We start from the raw sequence: 20,997 nt of genomic DNA, 5'->3' as shown, positions 1-20,997 counted from the left end.
GCGATTGAGTTCATGGCGTCGTTCCGGCTGTCGGAGTCCATTCTGAGGGTGAGGTTGCCGTCGGCTACCTTTGACATGACGTTTTCGTACTCCTGGGCTTTGTCTTCGAGATGGTGTCTCATCTCCTCGGCTTCACGCTTCGCCTCCTCCGACTCCTTTCTCTGTCTTTCGGCTTCCTTCTTCGCCTCCTCGGCTTCGTTGATCTTCTTCCTGAGTGACGACCTCATACTGTCGAACGACGAGAAAAGCCCGCCTATCTCGTCGTCTCTGTCGGAGTTCAGGCTCGTGTCGAGATTTCCGTCCTCTATCTCCTCGGCTTTCGAGGAGAGCGTCTTGACGGATCTGAGTGTGTTACGTCCTATGGTGACTCCTATGAGACCCATGCCGACGATAGCGGTGACGAGTATTCCGAGTATTCCCATAGAGACACTCTGCTGTACCGAGAGAAGGCTCGACGACGGAGCGTGTGTAACCACTGCCCAGTTGAGAGATTCGATGGGTGAATATCCCATAACTACTGTACCACTGTCAGCCTGGATTACACCCGTGTTACCGTCAAGTGCACTTGCCACGGCGTCAGAGTCTACACCCTTTCCCTCGGTGTTCTGAGTCCCGACAGAGTTGGGATTTTTCTGACTGAGCATGACCCGCCCCTCTGAGGAGACTATCTTTGTACCACTCGAATCCACGGGCTGTTCGAGACCCTTAGCTACCTCACTTATACTCGTGACTAGAACTATACCACGGTTCTCTCCGCCGGGCACAGGGGTTACGAACGTCATTACTGTGGCATTAGCCACTTCCGGCTTGAACGCCGATATCTTGACTTCATCAGTCTCAAGCTGTGTCAGGTCTTCCTGAGCCCAGGGTGCACCCTCCTGTCGCGGATTACCCCCTATCCTCCCGTCGAGGCTGCTCGTGAGTATCTCAGTAGTCTCTGTATCTATGTAATGTATTGCTCTAGTCCCCTGAACAGTCTCGTCGTCCTCAACTAGACCGTCGATGTATGTCTTAACTTCCTGTCTGTCCCCCGTCGATACGTGCTCCGACTCCGAGATCATACGAGCCTGCTGCCGCGACGACGTTATCCAGCTCTCCATCTGACTCGAATGTAGCTCCGCAGTCGTCTCGATCTTCTGGTTAGCGTCCTGAGTCAGTGTCGCCTTCGAGTCGAGATACATATATCCGCCTATGCCGCCTATCAGTCCGAGTACCAGAAAGAATGACACTAGTAATTTTAGACCGTAGCTCTGCCTGATCTTACCTATAATCACTCCCCCCATACCTTCCGTATTCCGAGACTGACTAGTAATAAATCTAACGGTGAACTCACCGAGTTGTGTCTCTGATGGCTTCGGACTAGGACGTCTCGGTCTGGTCTGAACAAGGCTTTTAACCCACAAACACCATTTCAACTTGATGAATGGGACGGACGTTTCGAGACACGCGCGCGAACTCGCCGAGAGTCTCGATGCCGACGCCGACGAGGTCGAGGAGAGACTCAGAAACCTCATCGAGTACAGCGTTCCGATAGACGAAGCCAAGAGGACTCTCAGACGCAGATACTCCTCTGACTCGCCGTCTGACTCGACAGACGAAGACACGACTTCCGAGCCCGTGAGAATAGACGGTCTCACGACAGAAGACTCGGGAGTCACAGTCGAAGGAAAGATTCTGAGCGTCGGAAGACGTAGCATACGCTCGGGCGGAGACTCAAACACCATATACGAGGGCGAGATAGCCGACGAGACCGACGCTATCAAGTTCACGGCGTGGGAGGAGTTCGGTCTCTCAGCCGGAGACTCCGTACGTATAGAAGGCGCGGGAGTCCGAGAGTGGAACGGCGAGAGACAGATCAACCTCGGCAGCGAGACACGTGTCGAGGACTCCGATGACGTCGACACTGAGTACGAGGTTCACGGAGTCCGTGAGATACGAGACCTGACCGAGGGCGACCGCGCAGTCGATCTCGAAGCAGCCGTCGTCGAGTTGGAGGAGAGGAGTATAGACGGACGCGAGGGTGAGACACGTATAAAGTCGGGCGTACTCGCTGACTCTTCGGGGAGGCTTCCTTTCACTGACTGGGAGAACCGTGACTTCGAGGAAGGGGATACACTGCGTATCACGAACTCCTACGTCAACGAGTACCGCGGCGTGCCCCAGATAAATATGGGGGAGTACACCCAAGTCGGGGAACTCGAAAAAGAGATCGAGGTCGAAGACGAGGCTCCGAAGGTCACCGTGAGAGAGGCTGTCGAGGACGGCGGAGCCTTCGACGTCGCAGTCACGGGAACCGTAATCTCGGTCAAGGACGGCTCGGGTATAATAAAGAGATGTCCCGACTGTGGCAGAGTGATACAGAAGGGACAGTGCAGATCACACGGAGAAGTCGACGGTGTCTCCGACATGCGTACTAAGGCGGTACTCGACGACGGAACCGGGGCACTCACTCTCGTACTCGGACGTGATCTGACAGAGAAGGTCTACGGAGGCAGTCTCGAAGACGCCGAGGAGGAAGCGAGGGAGGCTATGGATCAGTCGGTAGTAGAAGACGCCATAGCCGACGAGATGGTGGGGAGAGAGTGGGAGGCACGCGGTAACGTCAGTGTCGGAGAGTACGGGGCGAACATGGAAGCCAAGGATCTGTGGGAGGTCGATCTCTCCCCCGAGTCTATGGCAAGAGAGGTAATACAAAAGTATGAGTGAAACAGAGACACAGAACCGCACCGAGACGTCAGGCGGCTTCAACAGGGAGGTCGCTTGGCGTCTCTTCGCCACGGAGTACGACGACTCGACCTACTCGTTCAAACAGGGAGAGGGTGACCGCGCTCCCAACTACGTCCTCACACCCACGGGAGCGAGGGTCAACAGGATCTTCGTCGTAGGGGTCGTCACAGAGGTCGAGAGACTCGACACCGACCTCTACAGGGCGAGGATAGCCGACCCAACGGGGGCATTCGTCGTCTACGCGGGACAGTACCAGCCCGACGCTATGAACTTCTTCTCCGAGACGGACGTTCCCACCTTCGTCGCAGTCGTCGGAAAGGCGAGGACTTACGAGCCCGAGGACTCCGAGGAGGTCTACACTAGCATACGTCCAGAGGAGGTCAATGAGGTTGACTCGGAGACACGTGACAGATGGGTAGTCAATACCGCCGAGAGGACTCTCAGCAGGATAGAAGAAGCCTACTCGGTGATAGAAGGCGAGGACGACGACCCCGACATCAAGACGGCGATAGACGAGTACGGAACTGACACCGAGTACCTCGACTCTCTCAGACGGGAATGTCTCGGTGTCCTCGAAGAGATTGCGGACACCGAGACCGTCGAAGAAACGAAGGATGACACAGAGGAAGCCGTCTCAGAGGACGGAGAAGTACCGACAGGGACAGGGACGACAGGCGAGACACAGGCAGATCTCAGCACCGAGACCCCAACCCAGCCTGAGTCTACGGCATCCGACTCGGATAAGACTGAGACTGAGACAGAGTCTGAGGCTATGGGCATCGAGACAGAGACAGAGACAGAAGACGAGGACGGGATAACAGTCTCTGAGACCGACGCCGACCTCGAAGACGAGCCCGACTGGGACTGGGACGAGGGCGAGAGGGAGGCAGTCGAGGAGGAGTTCGGATCGGAGTTCCAGAGCGGCACCGAGATAGGGTCGGGAGAGGACGCTGATGCTGACTTCGAGGACGAAGCCACGGAGGAAAATGCCGACGCCGACGCCGACGCCGAGGAGCCCACCCGCGAAGACTCCGAGGAAGAAGACACTGAGGCTTCGGACAGTCCCGAGTCTGTCGTCATGGGGATAATAGAGGACGAAAACGGCGACGAGGGTGTCGAGAGATCCACCATAATCTCACGCGCGGTCGAGTCGGGAATAGACGAGGAGGTTGCCGACGAGACCCTCGAACATCTCCTTATGGACGGAATGTGTTATCCCACGAACGGTGACATGATAAAGCCTCTGTGAACCGTCTCCTCTCTGTCTGTTATATAGCAGGGCTTTTACGTCTGATAGATGATCTCATTCTATGTCCACGATAGACTCAGACTCGTCAGACGCCGAGGTCAGAGACACAGTAGAGAGATGGCTCACAGAGGAAGCCATAGAACACGACGAGGTCGACGACGAACACAGCGTCTTCAACTTCTCGGTCAGGATGGGTGAGTTCAACCTCCACGTCCTTAAGACAAACGAGGGATCCGACAAGATAGACATAGTCTCACGTCTCGTGCTCGACGAGGAACAGCAGGAGACGGTTGCGGGACTCGACGAGAGACAGACGACAGAGCTCAGGACGAAGCTGGAGGGCTTCCTCTTCCAGAAACGCGGAACATTCGAGTACGGCGGCGACTTCGAGAGCCTCGACTACATAGATGTCTCGCGGATCATCTACCACGACGCCCTCGACAAAGACCGTTTCGTGAACGACCTCATAGAGACACGTAAGACTGTCGAGTTCACCAACACCACGGTCTTCAGATACGTCGACCTGATCGAGTAGAGCCGCGGTTTCTCAGAAGAATTGAAGAACACGCATAGTATATATACCTGGGAGAGCTATTTCAGACAAAGAATTGTACAATCTTCACCAAGCTATGAAATCCAAGATGAACTCAGCTCTGAGACACGGCGCAGTAGTTCTAGCAGTGGTAGTTTCGGCGGTTGTTCTCGTCTCCGCTCCCGCATTAGGAGCCCAGGAGAGCGTGCGTTACGACGAGCCCGACCTGATGACGAGCATAGGAAGTGAGTCAAACGTCGTAGATCCGGGAGAGACGACCCGTCTCAGGATCGACGTACAGAACAGGGGTAGTACGATAGCCGAGACTCCTAACGGAATACAGGAGCTATCACAGATCATAGGCAACCGGTATACGTCGACGCCTGGAGCGGCGATAACCACGAGGGTCGACGTCAAAAGCGGTGACGCTCCCATCGACATAAAGTCCGACACACAGTCTGTGGGGACTGTGACGCCTTCGAGGAGTTCGTCCGTCGGATTCGAGATGGAGGTCGACGAGAACGCCACGCCGGGTACTTACAGGCTCCCTGTCAAACTCGACTACGAGTACGTCACTTACATGAGCGTCGACTCGGTAGCGCGTGACTCGTCTTACCAGATCATAAGAGACGAGAAGACTGAGACCGAACACGTCACAGTCCGTGTCGACCCGACATTCGACCTCGATGTTGTAGACGTCGAGTCGGAGTCACTCAGGGTCGACAGTGACGGCAAGATAACTGCGACGATACGTAACGAGGGACACGAGACGGCACACGACGCCACGCTCCAGATAGTCGACAGCAGTCCCATAACCTCGAAGGACAACGCGAAGTCGGTCGGCAGCTTAGAGCCGGGACAGGAGAAGACATTCAACTTCCGTGTCAAAGTCGGCTCTAAGGCAGTCGAGGGTAGATACCCCGTCAACTTCCGCGTCTCGTACGAGGACGAGAACGGTGTCGCGCGACAGTCGGACGTCAAGACCGGCACAGTCGAGGTCGACGACGAGATCAAGTTCGACATGTCCGCCGACTCGACCGCGCTCTACGTCAACTCAATGGGACAGGTCAACGTCGAGGTCACCAATGAGGCTGACACCTCGGTCGATAACGCCAAACTTGTGATGCATCCAACTCAGCCCTTCGTCCCTGTTTCGACTACTGCGAGCCTCGGAGACCTCGACGCCGGAGAGACCGCAAACGCGAGCTTCAAGGCGGAGGTAGTCGACAGGGCGGTTCCCCAAAACTACTCGCTCGACTTCGAGGTTGAGTACTACGACTACTTCGACGAGAAGACGACCTCCGACGTCAACACTGTCTCAGTAAACGTTGGTCCTGAGATGACCTTCGACGTTCTCAACACGCCTGAGATAAGCTCTGGGGCGACTGATACCGTTGAGGTCAAGATAAAGAACACGGGTGAGGGAGTCTACAGAGACGCCGTTGCGAGGATGAACGTCGACACGCCGTTCTCGACAGACGACGACACCGCCTACATAGGAACTCTCAAGCCCGGCGAGACGAAGACTGTGACCTACAAAGTCAGCGTCGCGGGTTCGGCTACACCGAAGGAGTACTCGGTCGACATGGCTATCAAGTACGACAACGCTTTCGGCGACAAGGTCGTGACCAATGTCGAGAAGGGTCCTATAAGAGTTACCGCGGGAGGCGGCGGACTACTGAGTAACTTACTCGGTCTCATAGGGCTGTAGATACATAGAGAGAGACGGAGCCCTCGATATTCAAAAATATACAATGAGCTTAGAGGAAAAAGTAAAGGACACTCTCGAAGACACGGCGCGTTTCTCCGCCGAGAACCAACGTATAATCTTCGGGATAGTCGCAGTAGTCCTCGTCCTCTCGGCGGCGTCTGCGGCGTCGTCGATACAGATGCAGATGGGGATGAGCCTCTACATAGAGGAAGACTCACAGACATGGAACGACTGGTCACATCTCAAGGAGGAGTTCGACGAGGGTAACAACGTCTTCGTTGTCGTCGAGTCGGACGACCTCTATGACCCCGAGACGATACGAGCGATAGACAGGCTTGACAAGAGGTACTCGTCAGTCGACAACGTCAAGGGGGTCACAAGTCTCGCCGACATAGTCCGTATGGGGAACAACGGCGAGATGCCTCAGACCGAGTACGGGGTCAGACAGTCGATAGACCGTGTCAGGAACTACGGTTCGGGCTCCGCGGATGTCGTCGACAACCTCGTGCCCAGGAACGACATGACCGTACTCCTAGCTCCCTACGGCAACGTCGACACTCTCAGGACGGGCAACTTCATGCCTAGACGTGGCTCCGACATAATCTACTCCGAGTTTAAGTCGGAGACACAGTTCGTCGAGAAACCTCCTGGAATGACCGTCACAGTCACGGGGCAGCCAGTCTTCGAGAACGCTGCATTCGGTCTGATGCTTCCCGAGATGATAATGCTGTTCGCGGGAGCCTTCGGTATGATATTCCTCGTCGTCTATCTCATAATGAGAAACAAGATAGAGAAGGGCTGGCACGTCGCTCTGCCTCTAGGTATGACTATGGCAGCCCTTATGACTATGATGGGAGTCATGGGAGTCCTCGGGTACGACTTCAACGCCATAATGCTCGGTGTTATGCCGATAGCCCTCGGTCTCGGAATCGACTACGGTCTCCAGATACAGACGAGATACACCGAGGAGAGGGAAAACGGCAGAAGTCCGGTCGACGCCGCCGGGATGTCGTCGAGGACAACCGGAAGGGCGATACTTCTCGCTATGGGAACCACTGTGATAGGTCTCGGGTCGCTCTTCATATCGAGCGTGCCTCCCGTGAGACAGTTCGGCGTGACGAGTGCGTCGAGCGTCCTGGCGAGCATGTTACTCTCTGTGACACTCCTACCCGCCCTCCTCGTCAAGTTCGACAGCCGTGACACGACCGACACGCCTCAGAGATCCGTCGCCGCAGCCGACAGAGGCGAAAGCGACGGAGACGGAGACGGAGACGAGGTAGATCCTGTCGAGTCGTTCTTCGAGAGGTTCACGGGCGATGTGATCTGTCACAAGCCGAAGCTCACACTCGCAGTCGTCTTAGTACTCGTCTTAGGCGGGGCGTGGGCGTACCCACAGGTCGAGCCCAAACAGGAGATGATGGACTTCTGGCCTCAGAACCTCGACGCCAAGAACGACCTCACCTTCCTCGAAAACAACGTCGAGAGTCCGAAGGTCATGTACGCAGTCATCGAGGGAGACGACGTCTATACCCTCGAGAAGTTCCGTGAGATCTCGGAGTACCAGCGTCTTATGTTAGAGAACCCCAACGTCAACTCGGCTCTTAGTCCCGTCACGAAGGTCAAGATGCTAAACGGCGGCAGGCTTCCTGAGAGTCAGTACCGTCTCGACTCGTCCCTGAGCCGTCTCACGAAGATGGAGACACTCGGAATAGAAGACCCCGACGACAAGCCGACACAGATGAGGATAGCCTTCTACGTCGACGACGTCGCGGGCGAGGAGGTCAGGACACTCATAGACGAGTTCGAGGGGAACGCCGAGATGACGATAAAGGGCGGCGACGTACGTATAACGGGCAAGCCCGTCCTAAACAGGAACGTCATAGAGAACGTCACTGCGGGTCTGACACCTATGACACTCCTGAGCTTCAGTCTCGGTCTGATATTCCTCACACTCACCTTCAAGTCGCTCCGCGTGAGTTCGATACTCGTCCTCGGGGTCGCAGCCAGCGCGGCGTTACTCGTCACCGGGGGAATGTTCGTAGCGGGAGTCCCGTGGAATCCTCTCACGGTTACGATGTCGTCGCTGACTCTCGGAATAGGAATCGACTACGGAATACATATCTACGAGAGGTTCGAGGAGGAGATGATAGAACACGGAGAGACCCCGTTCGACGCCATAGAGACGGCGATAGGAAAGCTCTCACGTCCAATACTCGGATCGGGACTCACGACGATCACGGGGTTCGGGGTTCTCCTCCTGTCGAGGTTCCCCGTGCTCGCGAACTTCGGATGGACTACTGTCTTCGCTATAGCCTTCTCGCTGTTCGCGGGCTTCGTGATACTCCCCGCAGTCCTCACCGTCGTCAAGGTCATAGACTCGGGACAGAGATGTAGAATCTGATCTTTTTCTTCTTTCTCAGTCCTCCGACTCGGGCTCGGACGGCTCACACAGTACACAGTAGTAGGTCACGTCGACCTCTCCGGTGTTACCCTCTAAAAGCACGTCGTACTCCTTCCTTCCTATCTTGAGATGCCACCGACCACACGCGTCACATCTCTTGGGTCTGAGCCTGTCGAGTATAGAGGGCGGAACTTCGAGAACGTAACGTCTCTTACTCTCTGTGTCCTCGACGGGGTCTAGTAACGAGTCGGTTCCGCCTTCGAAGAAGCCAACTATTCTCTCAAGAGCCTCCTCAGTCTCGGCTTCAGTCTCGGTTTCGGTCGGAAGCTCGGCTTCTGTAGACTGACCTTGTCTCACGGTCTCTCCGCAGAGAGGACAGTCGCCGTCTATGAGTTCCTCCTCATAGATCTCCTCTCCACATCCCGGACAGTTCATCTGTCTCGTCACAACCTGAGTTCTCGACCCATATATAGGTTGTGTGGAGACGGGGAGATCCGAATCCAGAACGGTATTCTTATGTTTGGGCATTTAAAAACCAACAGATAGAATGACGGATCTCAAGTTCAGCGTGGCTGCGACTGTAGTCGTCACAGTCGTCTTCGTAGCGTCGCTCGTGGTGTCGGAGTCGCTCGAACCCGGTATGAAGCCGTGGGGACTTCTAGCCTCATTACTCGTATTCGTGTTACTGTCTACGGTCGCAGGCATAGGGATATCGAGAAGAAGCTACTCGTAGCCGAGACGTAGCCGTAGACGTCTCAGTCTTCTTCTCCGTCTGTCTGTGTTTCTGACTCCGTCTCTCCGTCAGTCTCTGGCTCCGTGTCTGTGTCTGTGGCTGTGTCTTCGGTGTCGTCTTTCCCGTCTTCGTTCTCACTGTCTTTCTCGTCGAGACGTCTCCTGTAGTACTCGAGCGGATGGCTGATCTCGTCACACAGGTCGTCCCTGTTCCGGCAGTCGCCGTAGGTCACCATCGTCGCACACGACGGTGCAGTGTACTCAGTCGGGCTCGTCTCACCCTGTATGTGGCTAGCCTGGTACCGCGTCATCTCCTCTCCGAACCCGGGATTGACCTCGTAGGTCTCTATTATCTCGTCGACCGACATACCGATATTGGCGAGGAAGGTAGTTATAGCGAACCGCGAGTGGTGTTCGAGGTGTTCGCCCTCACGAACCTCAGCTAAGAGGGTCTTCATACACGGAGGGAACTCGTCCTCGTCGACCTCGTCTATGTCACGGCTCAGGGAGGCTCTCGACATGGTCTCCCTCACCGACTCGACGGCATCCGAGACGAGAGCCTCGACCTCCCGCGGGATACTCAGAGGCAGGTCATCGATAACTCGGTCTCTGATCGCCTCCCTCACGAGTATCAGAATCCCGTTCGTGTCTATCCTTACCCAGCCGTCGTCGACCGCCCTGTTGACGAGCTTCCATCTCTTGTCGGAGAGACCCGAGGCGAGTTCGAGGTAGTCGTGGAGACGTATCTCGTATCCGTCGTCGATCTCCCTCACTTCCAGACCGAACTCGTCTATCAGGTCTCCGAGGCTCAGACGTGCCGACTCGACGCTTCCGAAGGACTCTGACGATCTCAGGTCGTCTTTTATCCTGTCGTAAGCCGTAGAAGCCTCCGCCCACGCGTATCTCCTCGTGAGCATCTCGTCGTCGACTACGCTCACGACGGCGCGCGCGACGGGGTACGAGAAAAGCTCCGTCGTCGCGGGCTTAGTTATACCGCCGACGGTCTTCTCCTCGACTGCGAGCGTAACGCGTTCCTCCGCGCGTTCTAAGACGGGCTCTGAGACTAGGTCGGTGAAAGAGTCGGCAGTCTCCTCTACTGCGTCGGAGGCACCCTCAAGAAAAGGGTAACGCGCGTAGAGTATCGGTACTGATACGGACATGGCTACTCTAGTCGGCGCTTACTCGTTCTCTATACGTGGTGCGAGGAGGTAGGTGACGTGACCCTCGCCGTCTGCTATCTCGAAATGCATCTTGACGGGGTAGTCGACCCCTATCTCCATCCTGACCTCGGCGTCGTTGGGTATCGCCTTCGACATGTCGTCGAGGTAGTCGAGAGAGAAGAGCGAACGCGCCTCCTCACCCTCGATCCCTATTATTTCGTCCTTGGAGAGGTCGACACGTACGTCGTCTGTGTCGCCCTCAGCGTGCATGAAGAAGTCGCCGCCCTCGACCCCGAACTCCATGTGGTCGCTCACCATTCCCGCCGCTTTGACGCCCCTCTTGATCTCGTTTCCTGCTATCCTGACCTCACACGAGAGGTCGAGGTCGGGGACATTAGGCTCCTGTCTGACGGCGTCTGCGTCTATGAGCGAGAGTGTGTAACGTAGACCGTTTATACGTATCTTGAGCTTGTGGGTCTCGTCGTCGAGTTCGAGTTCGACCGAGTCGCCCTTGTTCGCCATCCCGATTATGTCCTTGAAACGCGTCACGTTGAGACCTATGACCTCACCGTCGCCCTCGTACGACTCGAATGACTCCTCGGGGATCGAAAGATCGACCATACCGACGTTCGCGGGATCGACTGCCTTTATAGTGATCCCGTCTTCCTCAAGCCTCACCTTGCACTCGTCAACGAGTACGTCGACGGTGTCTATCGCCGAGCTTATGACTCCAGCGTTTATAACGGACTTGAACATTCTCTTGGCTAAAACTGCGGGGCTCTCTTATTAAGTATTGCCTATCGCCTATACGCCACGAACCTGAGACGGCGGTAGTCGGCGATCCATGACTCCGTGCCCTCGTGGAAGAGGTCGTCTCTGAGAAGACTCTCAACCTCCGAGACGACGCGTCTCCTCTCGTCGTCGGGAACCCCGGGGAAAAACGAGTCACCGAACATCTCTATCCAGTTTCTGAGACCGTCCTCGCCTCCTTCGAGCCTCGTGGGACGGTCGAAGAGACGCATCTCCCTCACCTCGAATCCGTTATCCTCGAGTAACGTCGCGTACTCGCCGACTGTGGGGAAGTACCACGGGTTCGTGACTTCGTGTCCCCTCTCGGAGAGTACCTCTATGACTGCCGAGATGACCTTATCGGCGTTTCGGTCGCCTCCCGTCTCAGCTACGAAACGTCCCCCTTCTTTGAGACCGTTTCTCACTGACTCTAAGACCTCCTCCTGTTCGCCTTCCTCGACCCAGTGAAGTGCGGCGTTCGAGAAGACAGCGTCGTACCCCGATGCCTCGAAGTCTCTCGCGTCGGCATCGATGAAGTCGATCCCGGGATACGTCTCGCGCGCCTTTTCGAGCATCTCCTTCGACGAGTCGAGACCCGTAACCTCGACGTTCTTAGCCTCTGTCTCTATCTGTTTCGTGAGATGACCCGTTCCACAGCCGAGGTCGAGTACACGTTCTCCCCCGGAGACTGAGAGTAGATCCATTAGATCCTCGCCGTACTCTGAGACGAAGAGATGGTCGCCGTCGTAGAGATCAGCGTCCCACGAGTTTGTCGCCATTAGACGATAGACGGTCGCGTGACCCGTAAGCCTCCCGGTTCATCCCACGAAGAAGACGAGTATGTCGTAGAATGCGTGCGTATAGACTACGACTCCGAAGCCTCTGAGGATGTATACGAGGGCGAAGACGGCTCCACCTATAGCACGGAAGGTAAAGACGTACGGCGAGAGAGCCGACGGGTCTCCCGTGACGTGTGCCGCTGAGAAGACTATGCTCGAAATCCCTATTAGGAGGATGTACCCGCCGAAGCCGGGGCGGTCTCCGAGACCTATAAGACGTCCGACTCCCGAGATAAGTATCACCCGGAAGACTATCTCCTCGTATATACCCGCACCGACGCTCATCAGAATCTTGTCGAGCGCCGAAGCCGACTCTATACCTGAGATCGCCGCAGAGACGTCGGAGGGGACTAGCTCGGGCGGAAGTACGGCTCCCGTGACGACTGAGACGGCGTATCCGAAGAAGATAGCGTAGACGAGGCTCTCCAGCAGCATTCCACCGAAGTAAGACGGCTTCACTCGTCTGTCGTTGTAGAAGACGTCGTAGACGGTTCCCACGACTGCGACGCCTATAACCACGTAGAAGAAGCCGGCATAAGACTCGACTCCCACGAGTCCGAGGCTCCACGCGAGGAGTGCCTCGGCTCCGTTCACGGGACGTATTCCTCCCGACGCGGATGTTACCATTATCAACGTCTGATATGAGAGTATGAGTGGAAGAACGAAGATCAACGAGTAGCCCCACGTCCGTGATAGACGGAGGTACTCCGACCCCGGAACCCGATCCGAGATACTCCGCATACCTGTGCCCATGTCCGAGATTCGAGACACGGGGGCTTGAGGCTTTTCGTATCCTAACCCGTCACGAACTTCTTTCTGTAGGTCTCTGCGAGGGACATGTCGAACGAAGTCAGCGGGATTATGTCGTCTTCGGAGAGGTCGTCGTACTCGTCGACGTACGCCGTCGCGTCGTCGGGATTAGAGAACGGAAGAGGGTTCTTCATCATCGGGTCGTCAACCCTGTCGGCTTTAGTCACGAGGACGTAGTCAGCGAACCTCGCGTCTATGAGATCCTTCGTCTCGAAGTCGTGTGCCCAGACTCCGACTATGTCGTCCTGCGTCTTACCGTCGTTGAATGTCTCGGGAGTCGCGTAGTAGGTCGTCATACATCCCGGCGAACAGAAGAAGTCCCTGTCGCCGTTCTCGTGTGAAGCCTGTGCGTTCCAGTCGGGGAACTTCGCCGCCTTCATCCCACAGACTGTACATTCGGCGTCGTCGGGGACATCGACTGACTCAGTTATCGGAGTCGCCTCGACCTCCGACTCGGCTATGAAGTTAGGGCTGTATCTCTCAGCGAGCGACCTGTCGAATGCCGAAAGAGAGACGACATCGTGTTCGGAGAGGTCGTCGTACTTCTCTGTGTAGGCGACTGCGTCTTCCTCGGCTCCGTATGGAAGAGGATTGTCACCCATGGCCATCTCTATCCTGTCAGCGTTGTATTCGAGGACGTAGCTCGCCTCCGTAGCGTCGATGAACTCCTTGGTTCCGTAGTCGCGCACCCACGCGTTGGCGACCTTGTCCTCCCAGTCGCCGTGGCTGAACTCCGCGGGAGCGCTGAACTTCGACGAGTCAGGGTATGCGTAGTACGCCGTGAAACAGCCCGACGAGCAGAAGTAGACCCGACCTCCGTCGGAGAGCGAGAGCTGTGCGTTCGAGTCGGGGTACTCAGCGGCTTTCATGTTACAGACCGCACACCGCTTGTCGTCTGGAACGGGAGAAACGGGCTCAGATAGAGAGGTCTCTTGGGCTTCACCACTCTCTGAGTCTCCGTCGGTCTCGTTCGTTTCTCCGCCTTCTCCAGTATCTCCACCTGATCCGTTGGCGTCGGCATTGGTGTCACTGCCTTCTCCGCCGTTTCCGCCACCCGTACAGCCTGCGACTCCTACACTGAGACCCGCTCCTGTCACAGCCAGAAGTCTTCTTCTCGTTATATTCGTTATACTGTCGTCGTTCTCCATGTACGAAGGTCATTCCAGAAATATATGTTTAATTTGGTTCGTTAGACGAAAAATCTTAGTACGATTCTCGAAAATTAGAGTCGGACGGCTTCGGCTACCGTCTCGAAGAGTCTTTTCGAGTCCTCACGAGACTCCATGACCGTGTCAGCGGCTACTGTCTCACAGCCGAGGTCGAGGCTAGACTCCGTCTCGTCGACGACGACCACGTCGACGAACTCGGAGTACGCCTCGTAGACGCCTCGCGTGCTGGCTTCGAGACCCTCGGCACGCATAAGCTTAGGCGCGGGACCGCTCACGACATCTCCGCCGACGAAGGGCGAGACTGCGACAACACGAGTGTCGCGTAAAGCCTCGATAACACCGTCGAGTGAGAGTATGGGTCCGAGGCTCGTCACGGGGTTCGACGGACCTATGACTACGGGACTTTCGAGTGCTTCGAGGGTCTCGGCGGTCGGCTCGGAACCGTCTACTCCGCGGAACTCGACGTTCTCGACTGCGGGCTCGCCGTTTTCTGCTATCCAGAAGACCTGGAAATGAACCTCGCCCTCGGGGGTCTCTATGTAGGTCGATACCGGGTCGTCGCTCATCGGGAGTACGTCGGCTTCGATACCCATTGACGACGCCAAGTCGGAGGTGGCTTCCGTGAGTGTCTTACCCTCGTCTATCAGCGACGTGCGGTGGATATGTGTCGCCCTGTCTCTGTCGCCTATCAGCATGAACTCGCCGGCTCCCGAGAAAGCTCTCCCCTCAGATATACTCCTGTTAGCCTCGACCCTCTCGGTCTTCTCCTCAGTGTCGGCGAGGTCGGTGAGATGCTTGTGTGTCACGTAGGTGTCGTCGACTGTGCCCCACCATCTGTCCCTGTCTATGATTCCGGAGAGAGTATACAGAACAGTGTCGACGTCGGGACAGACGAGGTTTCCGGCTATCTCTATGTCGTCCCCCGTGTTGACGACGACGTTTATATTCGACTCGTCTATCCTGTGACTCGCGAGTGCTCCGTCTAAGAGCTTCGGAGTACCTGTTCCGCCCGAGACGAAAGTAACCTCATTCATTTCAGAACTCCCCGAGTCCTGTCTGTTCCTGTCCGCTCTCGACCTCGCTCCACGACCATCCGAGTGCTTCGAGTATGCGTGAGATAGGCTCTTCGAGCGTCTTCTGGAGCATCTTGTCCCAGTCGACGACGAACTCGTCGGGTATCTGTTCCTCGTACTCAAAGCAGACGACCTCTGTCGGAGGATACTGCTGTCCGTCGTCGCTCGGCTTGACGCGTTTGATGTAGAGCCTCTTCGGCTTGCTCCCGCTCGTGAAGTTGGTGCCGAGATGCTCGTTGGCGTACTTAGCTCCCTTGACCTGTGCCGTGTCGGTGTCGTAGGCGTCGAGCTTCTGTCCTATGCCGCCCGGGATTCCTATGTAGTCGTACGAGAAGTCGCCCTCCTTGAACTCGTCTATGACATCCCTGAGGTACTCGGCGACGCTGTCGAACTCCTCACCCGTGACTATACGGCGTATGACCTCCTCCTGTACGTCCTTCGTGACCTGAGCGACATCACTCCTCTTGTACTCGAATCCCGTGATGTCGATCTCGTCGACCTCCTTCCCCTCGTTCCAGATGAGATGCCCCGCGTACCTCTTCTTCTTTCCCGCCTGGAAGAAACGTCGGTAGAGCTTCTCGAACTCTATCTCCCATCTGTGTGTGTCGGCACTCGCGTTGAACTCGTCGCGCGCGAGGTCGTCGTAGCTCTCGTTGACTTTCTCCTCTATGACCTCGCCAGTCTCGATTATCTCGTCGAACTCTCTGTCGGAGCCTAGCTCGACTAGGGTTGAGTCGGTGTTGTGTAGGACGATCCCTCCGACTCCATCGACGAAGTTCTGGTTGTCCTCAACACTAAGGTCGTAGACATAGCCGTCGTACTCCTTCTCGGCTACTACCGGATCACGACCCTCACGGTAGTAGTCACATGTCCGTATGGTGTAAGACTCCTTCTCGTCGCGGTACTTGAACGAGTGTTTCTTCCCCCTCTGTATGAGGAGGGTCGAGATTCCGGCAGCGAGACAACGGCTCGTGGTCTCATAGTCGAAGTTGCGTTCGGAGTACTCTTCGGAGTAACGTGGGAACTTACGCGAGCCGTCTCCGTCGACTACTGCGTTTAGGAACAAGTCCTGTTTCTCCTTGGGAAGATGGAAGACGAACTCCGGGACTCGTTTTCCTCTCGATGTCTGTCCTGCGAACTCACGGAAGAAGACCGCTGAGAGTTCGTTCATCATCTGAAGCTTGTGGGTACTATCGGTGTAAGTCACCTGTGAGGCTCCCGATGAATTCTGATACGACACGGTACGCTCTGGTCTTGTGTCGGACTCAATCACGCTAACAGTCGCGTTCTTGAAAAGGCTGTTATAGTCACGCTTGAGCTGTCTCAGAAGATCAGGATCGGACTCGGAGATCGAACTGCCGTACTTACGTGATGAGGTCTCGTGTGTCGACGCAGTTCCCTCAGCGACATAAGTCCCAAGAAGACGTAGAAGGGCGTCACCTTCCTCGGAGTCGATGTCTATGTAACGTCTGACCTTCACCGTCGAGTCGTAGTCGGCTTGGTGTGGATGTCCGAACCAGACGTACTCGCCGTCCGTCTGGACACGTTTAGTCTTCTCTCTGACTCTTCCTCCTCGTGTGTCGACGTACTCACGTTCGTACCCTTCGAGTACCTCGTATACATCGACGGTTTCTATCTCCTCTATGTCAGGGATTTCGGGTACACGTAACGGCTCGTCGACACCGTCGGGCTTCACTTCTTTCAGACCCTCGTCCCCATCGACGACGTATGAGTGGTCTTCCGTGGTAGTTGACTCTCCGAACTTATGCTGGAGTCTGACTACATCGCCGTCAGCCTTGTGACGTACGGCTTGGTTTATGGGCTTCCACTCAGCCTCTCCGTCTTCGGTGACTGAGAGTGCTTCCCAGCCTCCGAGACTCCGACGCTCCTTCGCTCCTACCGTTCCTATGTCGTCTCCTGTCTCGAAGAGTCTCTCTATCTCGATAATCCGCATACGTCCCGAGGGATTACGAACAACGACAGGTCTGTCTCCGGTTACACTGTCCCCATATATCACGTCGTAACCCATCTCCTGTATGGTGTCACGAGTGTGTTCTATGACACGTCTTCCCGTCGCTGTAACCGCGCTTCCCATCTCCCTGTCGTAGAGACGGAAACGCGGGTAACCCGCTACGCCGTAGTACGACTGTCCGACCCACTGGAACTTGCCGTCTCTTCCTGCGAGTACGGTGTGGTTGTCCTCGACTGTAACGCAGTAGACCTTGCCATCTTGGCTCCGGGAGATTGAGCCGTTTCTGTGCATCCTGAAGCTCCCCTTGTTACGTGAGAAACGTATTCTCCAGACCCCCGAGTCACGGCTAACCATGGGTTTGTAGCCGAGATGTACGGCGAGACGTACCATGTCGTCCTTGAGACGGTCGCTCTTCGTCGAGTACCGTATTCCCGAGTGGGTGTCTCCGTCACCCTGTATGAGACTGTCGAAGAGTACTTCGAGGAGGGACGAGTCGAGGCTGAAGACGAAGTCGGGAAGACGTTTGTTCTCGCTTCCACTTCCACAGTTCTCGACTAGCCAGTCGGCGATTACGGCGTTCGTGACACTGATCTGTCTCTCCTCTGACAGCGGGTTCATACCCATACGTTCGAGGAGCGACCTTATCGAGTCCCTGCCGTCGCCGTCTATCTGTGCGAACTGTATCTTCTTCGACCTCCCTCTCTTCGTCGTCTCGTACTCCTTCGGCTGTATTTCATACACGGAACCTTCGGTCACGTACCAGCCTACGAGACGTAGCCAGTCCTCGGTGTCAAACTCGTGGGGGACTGTTGACTGTCTCGCTCCCCTCTGCAAGAGGATTTCGTCGGCTTCGTCGGCGACCACGGGGTTTTCACGTATGTGACTAGGAGAGCATCTGTATGCCTTCCTGTTCGACTCGTACTCAAGCTTCTTGGAAGCCTCGCCTATACTCTTCTTGAAGGATGTTCCGTGTCCATCGGCGTAGACAAAGACATTCTCGGCTTCTCCTTCTTCCAGCAGGCTGAACTTCTCGGGCTTCTCACCGTCGATGGGATCTCCTGTCGGAATCTGGTAGTTGGTGTAGTCGTTGAGATCGCTTGCTTCGACGAACTCTGTCCCCGACTCAGTCTCGACGAGCATCTTGTGGTTCGGGGTGACAGAAAAGTCGGTGTGCCGGGTCTCTATATCGACCATCTCTCCCGAGTAGTCGTACTCATAGGTCTCGACGACCTCCTTGAACTCGACTTGCTTCGTCTCGGGGTCGACTGAGTAGACGTAATCGCCCGTCTCGATGTCCTTTATGTTCCTCACACCGTCCTCGGTTACCAAGTCGGTGTCACCCGAGAAACAGTTCATAACAACCTTTATCGCGCTCTGCTGGTTGTCGAACTTATTGTACTCGGGACTCCCGTACTCGTGTTCGTCCCTCGCGTCTTTCTTCTTCTGACGCTCCTCGAGAAGCTCGGTGACTATCGTCTTCGTGAGTCCCTCGATGTCCTTCCTGAACTCGACGCCGTTAGGTGCCTCGTAAGTATCGCCGTCGTAGTCGTCTCCGACCTTCGTCTCGGGACTTGCGTTTATAGAGACCATCGACATGGGATACAAAGACGCTAAATCTAGAACAGCAACATTCTCCCTGATTCCCGTGATAGGCTCGAAGACCTCGCCTCCGGCGTACTCCTCGCCGCTTCCTCCTCCCTTCGAGGGCAGGACGAACTCGCCGTGTGCCTTCCTGAGTACGTATATATCGACTACGTCGCTCGGAGTCGTTGAGTCTTCGAGTGAACAGCCGACGAAACGTGACAGCTCGCGGAAGAAGTCTATTATGTCGACCTTCTCGTCTATACGGACACATAGCTCGACGTCGATCTTGTTGTACTCCAAGAGACGTTTGGTGTCATCGTGCCACAGGTCGCCTATCTTTCCGGTGTAATGTACCTTCGACTCGCCGAGTTCCTCCTCGGCAATCGCGTCCAAGCGGTACGACTCTAGCTCCGTGAACTTCATCCTCTGGTAGGCGTAGAGGAGGTCGAACGTCGTCCTACCCTTGACTGTGGGACCGCCCCAGTCGGAGTGCCAGACCTCGTTTAGACGTGACAGACGTGCCGAGTCGAGGTCGAGTACGTCGAGTCTGTCGATGAGATACGGCGCGTCGAAGTCGTTGAAGTTCCATCCCGAAAACAGGTCGAAGTCCTTCTCCTCGACGTACGAGAGGAAACCGTCGAGCATCTCCTCCTCTGTCTCGTAGGAGTGGACGCGCGCGCCGTCGACCTCGTCGGGCGCGTCAGCGTCAAAGACAAATACGTCGTACTCGTCATCGAACGAGTCCCACGCCGTGAGACAGATTATCGGCTCCTCGCCGTTCTCGGGGAATCCGTGTCTGTCTTCGACCTCTATATCTATGATACCCGTCCGTGCGGGAGCATTTACATCGCACGGCTCGACTTCTGACTCGTCTATCTCTATGACTTCATCTCCGTCGTACTCCGGAGGTATACGTATCCCCGACTTGACCCCCTTGTCGATCCTGAAACGGTTGGGGAAGAGTATGTCCGCCTCGTAATGGTGGTACGACTCCCTCACCTCGCCGACGTCTGCGGGTATACGCGTGTAGACACGGATGAGGTCGTCGCCCTCTATCGACTCGTACCCGTCCTCGGTGCGCGTGACACGTTCCTCCTTCTCGGCTATCCCTTCTGCTTGATCCTCGGGAATGTAGAAGTAGGGCTCGAATCCGAGGACACGGACGTGTTTCGCCTCTCCGTCCGTTGTCCTTCCGAATACGTTTACGACGGGATACGGCTCTCCGTCGGCGTCGGACTCGACGGTGTAATCTATGTTGGTGACGCCTATCTCCGTCCCTTCGGTCTCTGTCTCCGTCCTCGGATTCTCGGGTTCCTCCCCGAAGTCACGTATGCTCGACTGGTTCCCGTCGCCCATATCCGGATTAGACGTCTCACCTATATATTCGCGGTGGTTGGGTTCAGTGTGACAACAAGTCACAAGGGTTATATACTACGCGTCCTAAGCGTGGTATGAGGTGACACACAATATGTCCAGTGCGAGCCGTGAGATGGACGAAGAGGTCTCGAACATAGAGTCATACGACACCGACGACGGCACGGTGCTGTATGACGCGAGGAACCCGCTCGCCTGGATTAAGTCAGACAGCACTGTAGTCCTCGACGAACAGGTCTGACACGAGGCTAGGGCACTGTTCTGTTTCCAAGACGCGGCTGTCGGACACGGATAACAGAAAAGAGTTAAATCTCTCTTCTCCGACTTTCGACCATGGTAGATCTAGGTCTCGTAGTCGCCGAGTTCAACAGGGACATAACGTCTCAGATGGAAGAAGTCGCACGTGAACACGCCGACTTCTTAGACGCCGACGTAGTCGAGACGGTCTATGTCCCGGGTGTCTACGACATGCCTCTCTTCGTGAAGAAGCTGTGTCAGAGGGACGATATAGACTCAGTCGTCACACTCGGAGTCGTAATAGAGGGCGAGACTGACCACGACGACGTAGTCGTCTCAAACGCGTCACAGAAGATCTCTGATCTCTCGCTGGAGTACGACACACCCGTCGCACTCGGCGTCTCAGGTCCGGGTATGTCACGTATAGAGGCTCACAGCCGTGTCGACTACGCGAAGAGAGGGGTCGAGAGCGCCGTCAAGATGGCGAGACGTCTCGACGACATCTGAGACACGAGTGAACGTCGAAGCCCCAGTTCAACTCCAAGTCTACACCGACGTAGCCAGAGTCGTCGCCGCAGTCCTCGTCTTCGGCTACGCCTCTTACCGCGACGTGCTTGAGAGACGTGTGCGCGACGAGG

17 protein-coding genes are annotated in these 20,997 nt (G+C 55.9%); 8 read left to right on the top strand and 9 right to left on the bottom strand.

The window, feature by feature from the left end; all coding sequences use genetic code 11:
- Positions 1–1,229 (bottom strand): cache domain-containing protein (locus tag SV253_04010; GenBank protein MDY6775229.1); only part of this gene is annotated, 1,229 nt, incomplete at its 3' end.
- A 190-nt stretch (positions 1,230–1,419) separates the two neighbouring features.
- Between SV253_04010 and SV253_04005 the strand changes: the two genes are divergently transcribed.
- The 5 genes from SV253_04005 to SV253_03985 all read left to right on the top strand — a co-directional run bounded on the left by SV253_04005 (position 1,420) and on the right by SV253_03985 (position 8,620).
- Positions 1,420–2,706, top strand: a complete 1,287-nt coding sequence (locus SV253_04005; GenBank protein ID MDY6775228.1) for a Single-stranded DNA binding protein — start codon at positions 1,420–1,422, stop codon at positions 2,704–2,706.
- Positions 2,699–3,976, top strand: coding sequence for a hypothetical protein (locus SV253_04000; protein MDY6775227.1), 1,278 nt, complete (start codon positions 2,699–2,701; stop codon positions 3,974–3,976). The genes SV253_04005 and SV253_04000 overlap by 8 nt, the downstream gene beginning before the upstream one ends.
- Positions 3,977–4,037: 61 nt before the next feature.
- A complete protein-coding gene (locus tag SV253_03995) occupies positions 4,038–4,511 on the top strand; it encodes a DUF2299 family protein (GenBank protein ID MDY6775226.1) in 474 nt (157 codons plus the stop codon).
- 106 nt (positions 4,512–4,617) lie between these two features.
- On the top strand, positions 4,618–6,219 hold the full coding sequence (locus SV253_03990) for a COG1361 S-layer family protein (protein MDY6775225.1): 1,602 nt from the start codon (positions 4,618–4,620) through the stop codon (positions 6,217–6,219).
- 43 nt (positions 6,220–6,262) lie between these two features.
- Positions 6,263–8,620, top strand: coding sequence for a hydrophobe/amphiphile efflux-3 (HAE3) family transporter (locus SV253_03985; protein MDY6775224.1), 2,358 nt, complete (start codon positions 6,263–6,265; stop codon positions 8,618–8,620).
- 15 nt (positions 8,621–8,635) lie between these two features.
- Here SV253_03985 and SV253_03980 read toward each other — a convergent pair whose 3' ends face one another.
- A complete protein-coding gene (locus SV253_03980; protein ID MDY6775223.1) occupies positions 8,636–9,055 on the bottom strand; it encodes a hypothetical protein in 420 nt (139 codons plus the stop codon).
- 112 nt (positions 9,056–9,167) lie between these two features.
- Here SV253_03980 and SV253_03975 point away from each other — a divergent pair, with 112 nt between their 5' ends.
- On the top strand, positions 9,168–9,353 hold the full coding sequence (locus SV253_03975; protein ID MDY6775222.1) for a hypothetical protein: 186 nt from the start codon (positions 9,168–9,170) through the stop codon (positions 9,351–9,353).
- A 22-nt stretch (positions 9,354–9,375) separates the two neighbouring features.
- Here SV253_03975 and SV253_03970 read toward each other — a convergent pair whose 3' ends face one another.
- From SV253_03970 to SV253_03940, 7 genes are all read right to left on the bottom strand, one after another.
- A complete protein-coding gene (locus SV253_03970; GenBank protein ID MDY6775221.1) occupies positions 9,376–10,512 on the bottom strand; it encodes a DNA primase large subunit PriL in 1,137 nt (378 codons plus the stop codon).
- Between the two features lie 18 nt (positions 10,513–10,530).
- Positions 10,531–11,268, bottom strand: coding sequence for a DNA polymerase sliding clamp (locus tag SV253_03965; protein ID MDY6775220.1), 738 nt, complete (start codon positions 11,266–11,268; stop codon positions 10,531–10,533).
- Between the two features lie 41 nt (positions 11,269–11,309).
- A complete protein-coding gene (locus SV253_03960) occupies positions 11,310–12,080 on the bottom strand; it encodes a class I SAM-dependent methyltransferase (GenBank protein MDY6775219.1) in 771 nt (256 codons plus the stop codon).
- Positions 12,081–12,119: 39 nt separating this feature from the next.
- A complete protein-coding gene (locus SV253_03955; GenBank protein ID MDY6775218.1) occupies positions 12,120–12,893 on the bottom strand; it encodes a CPBP family intramembrane glutamic endopeptidase in 774 nt (257 codons plus the stop codon).
- A gap of 41 nt (positions 12,894–12,934) precedes the next feature.
- A complete protein-coding gene (locus SV253_03950; GenBank protein ID MDY6775217.1) occupies positions 12,935–14,098 on the bottom strand; it encodes a nitrous oxide reductase accessory protein NosL in 1,164 nt (387 codons plus the stop codon).
- Between the two features lie 74 nt (positions 14,099–14,172).
- The gene (gene cofD, locus SV253_03945) at positions 14,173–15,153 is read right to left on the bottom strand and encodes a 2-phospho-L-lactate transferase (protein MDY6775216.1); all 981 of its coding nucleotides are present in this window, start codon (positions 15,151–15,153) and stop codon (positions 14,173–14,175) included.
- 1 nt (position 15,154) lies between these two features.
- Complete coding sequence (locus SV253_03940) at positions 15,155–20,104, bottom strand: DNA polymerase domain-containing protein (GenBank protein MDY6775215.1); 4,950 nt, start codon at positions 20,102–20,104, stop codon at positions 15,155–15,157.
- Positions 20,105–20,216: 112 nt separating this feature from the next.
- On the opposite strand from SV253_03940, the gene SV253_03935 reads away from it, so the two are divergent.
- Together SV253_03935 and ribH are read left to right on the top strand one after the other, a co-directional pair.
- Positions 20,217–20,363 carry a hypothetical protein gene (locus SV253_03935; protein MDY6775214.1) on the top strand — a complete coding sequence of 49 codons (147 nt, stop codon included), beginning with the start codon at positions 20,217–20,219 and terminating at the stop codon, positions 20,361–20,363.
- A gap of 92 nt (positions 20,364–20,455) precedes the next feature.
- The gene (gene ribH, locus SV253_03930; GenBank protein ID MDY6775213.1) at positions 20,456–20,866 is read left to right on the top strand and encodes a 6,7-dimethyl-8-ribityllumazine synthase; all 411 of its coding nucleotides are present in this window, start codon (positions 20,456–20,458) and stop codon (positions 20,864–20,866) included.
- The last annotated feature ends 131 nt before the right edge of the window (positions 20,867–20,997 follow it).

Source organism: Candidatus Afararchaeum irisae, assembly GCA_034190545.1.
GTDB classification, from domain to species: Archaea; Halobacteriota; Halobacteria; order Halobacteriales; family Afararchaeaceae; genus Afararchaeum; species Afararchaeum irisae.
The sequence above is the reverse complement of the archived record's forward strand: the minus strand, read 5'-3'. Positions and strand labels throughout refer to the sequence as shown.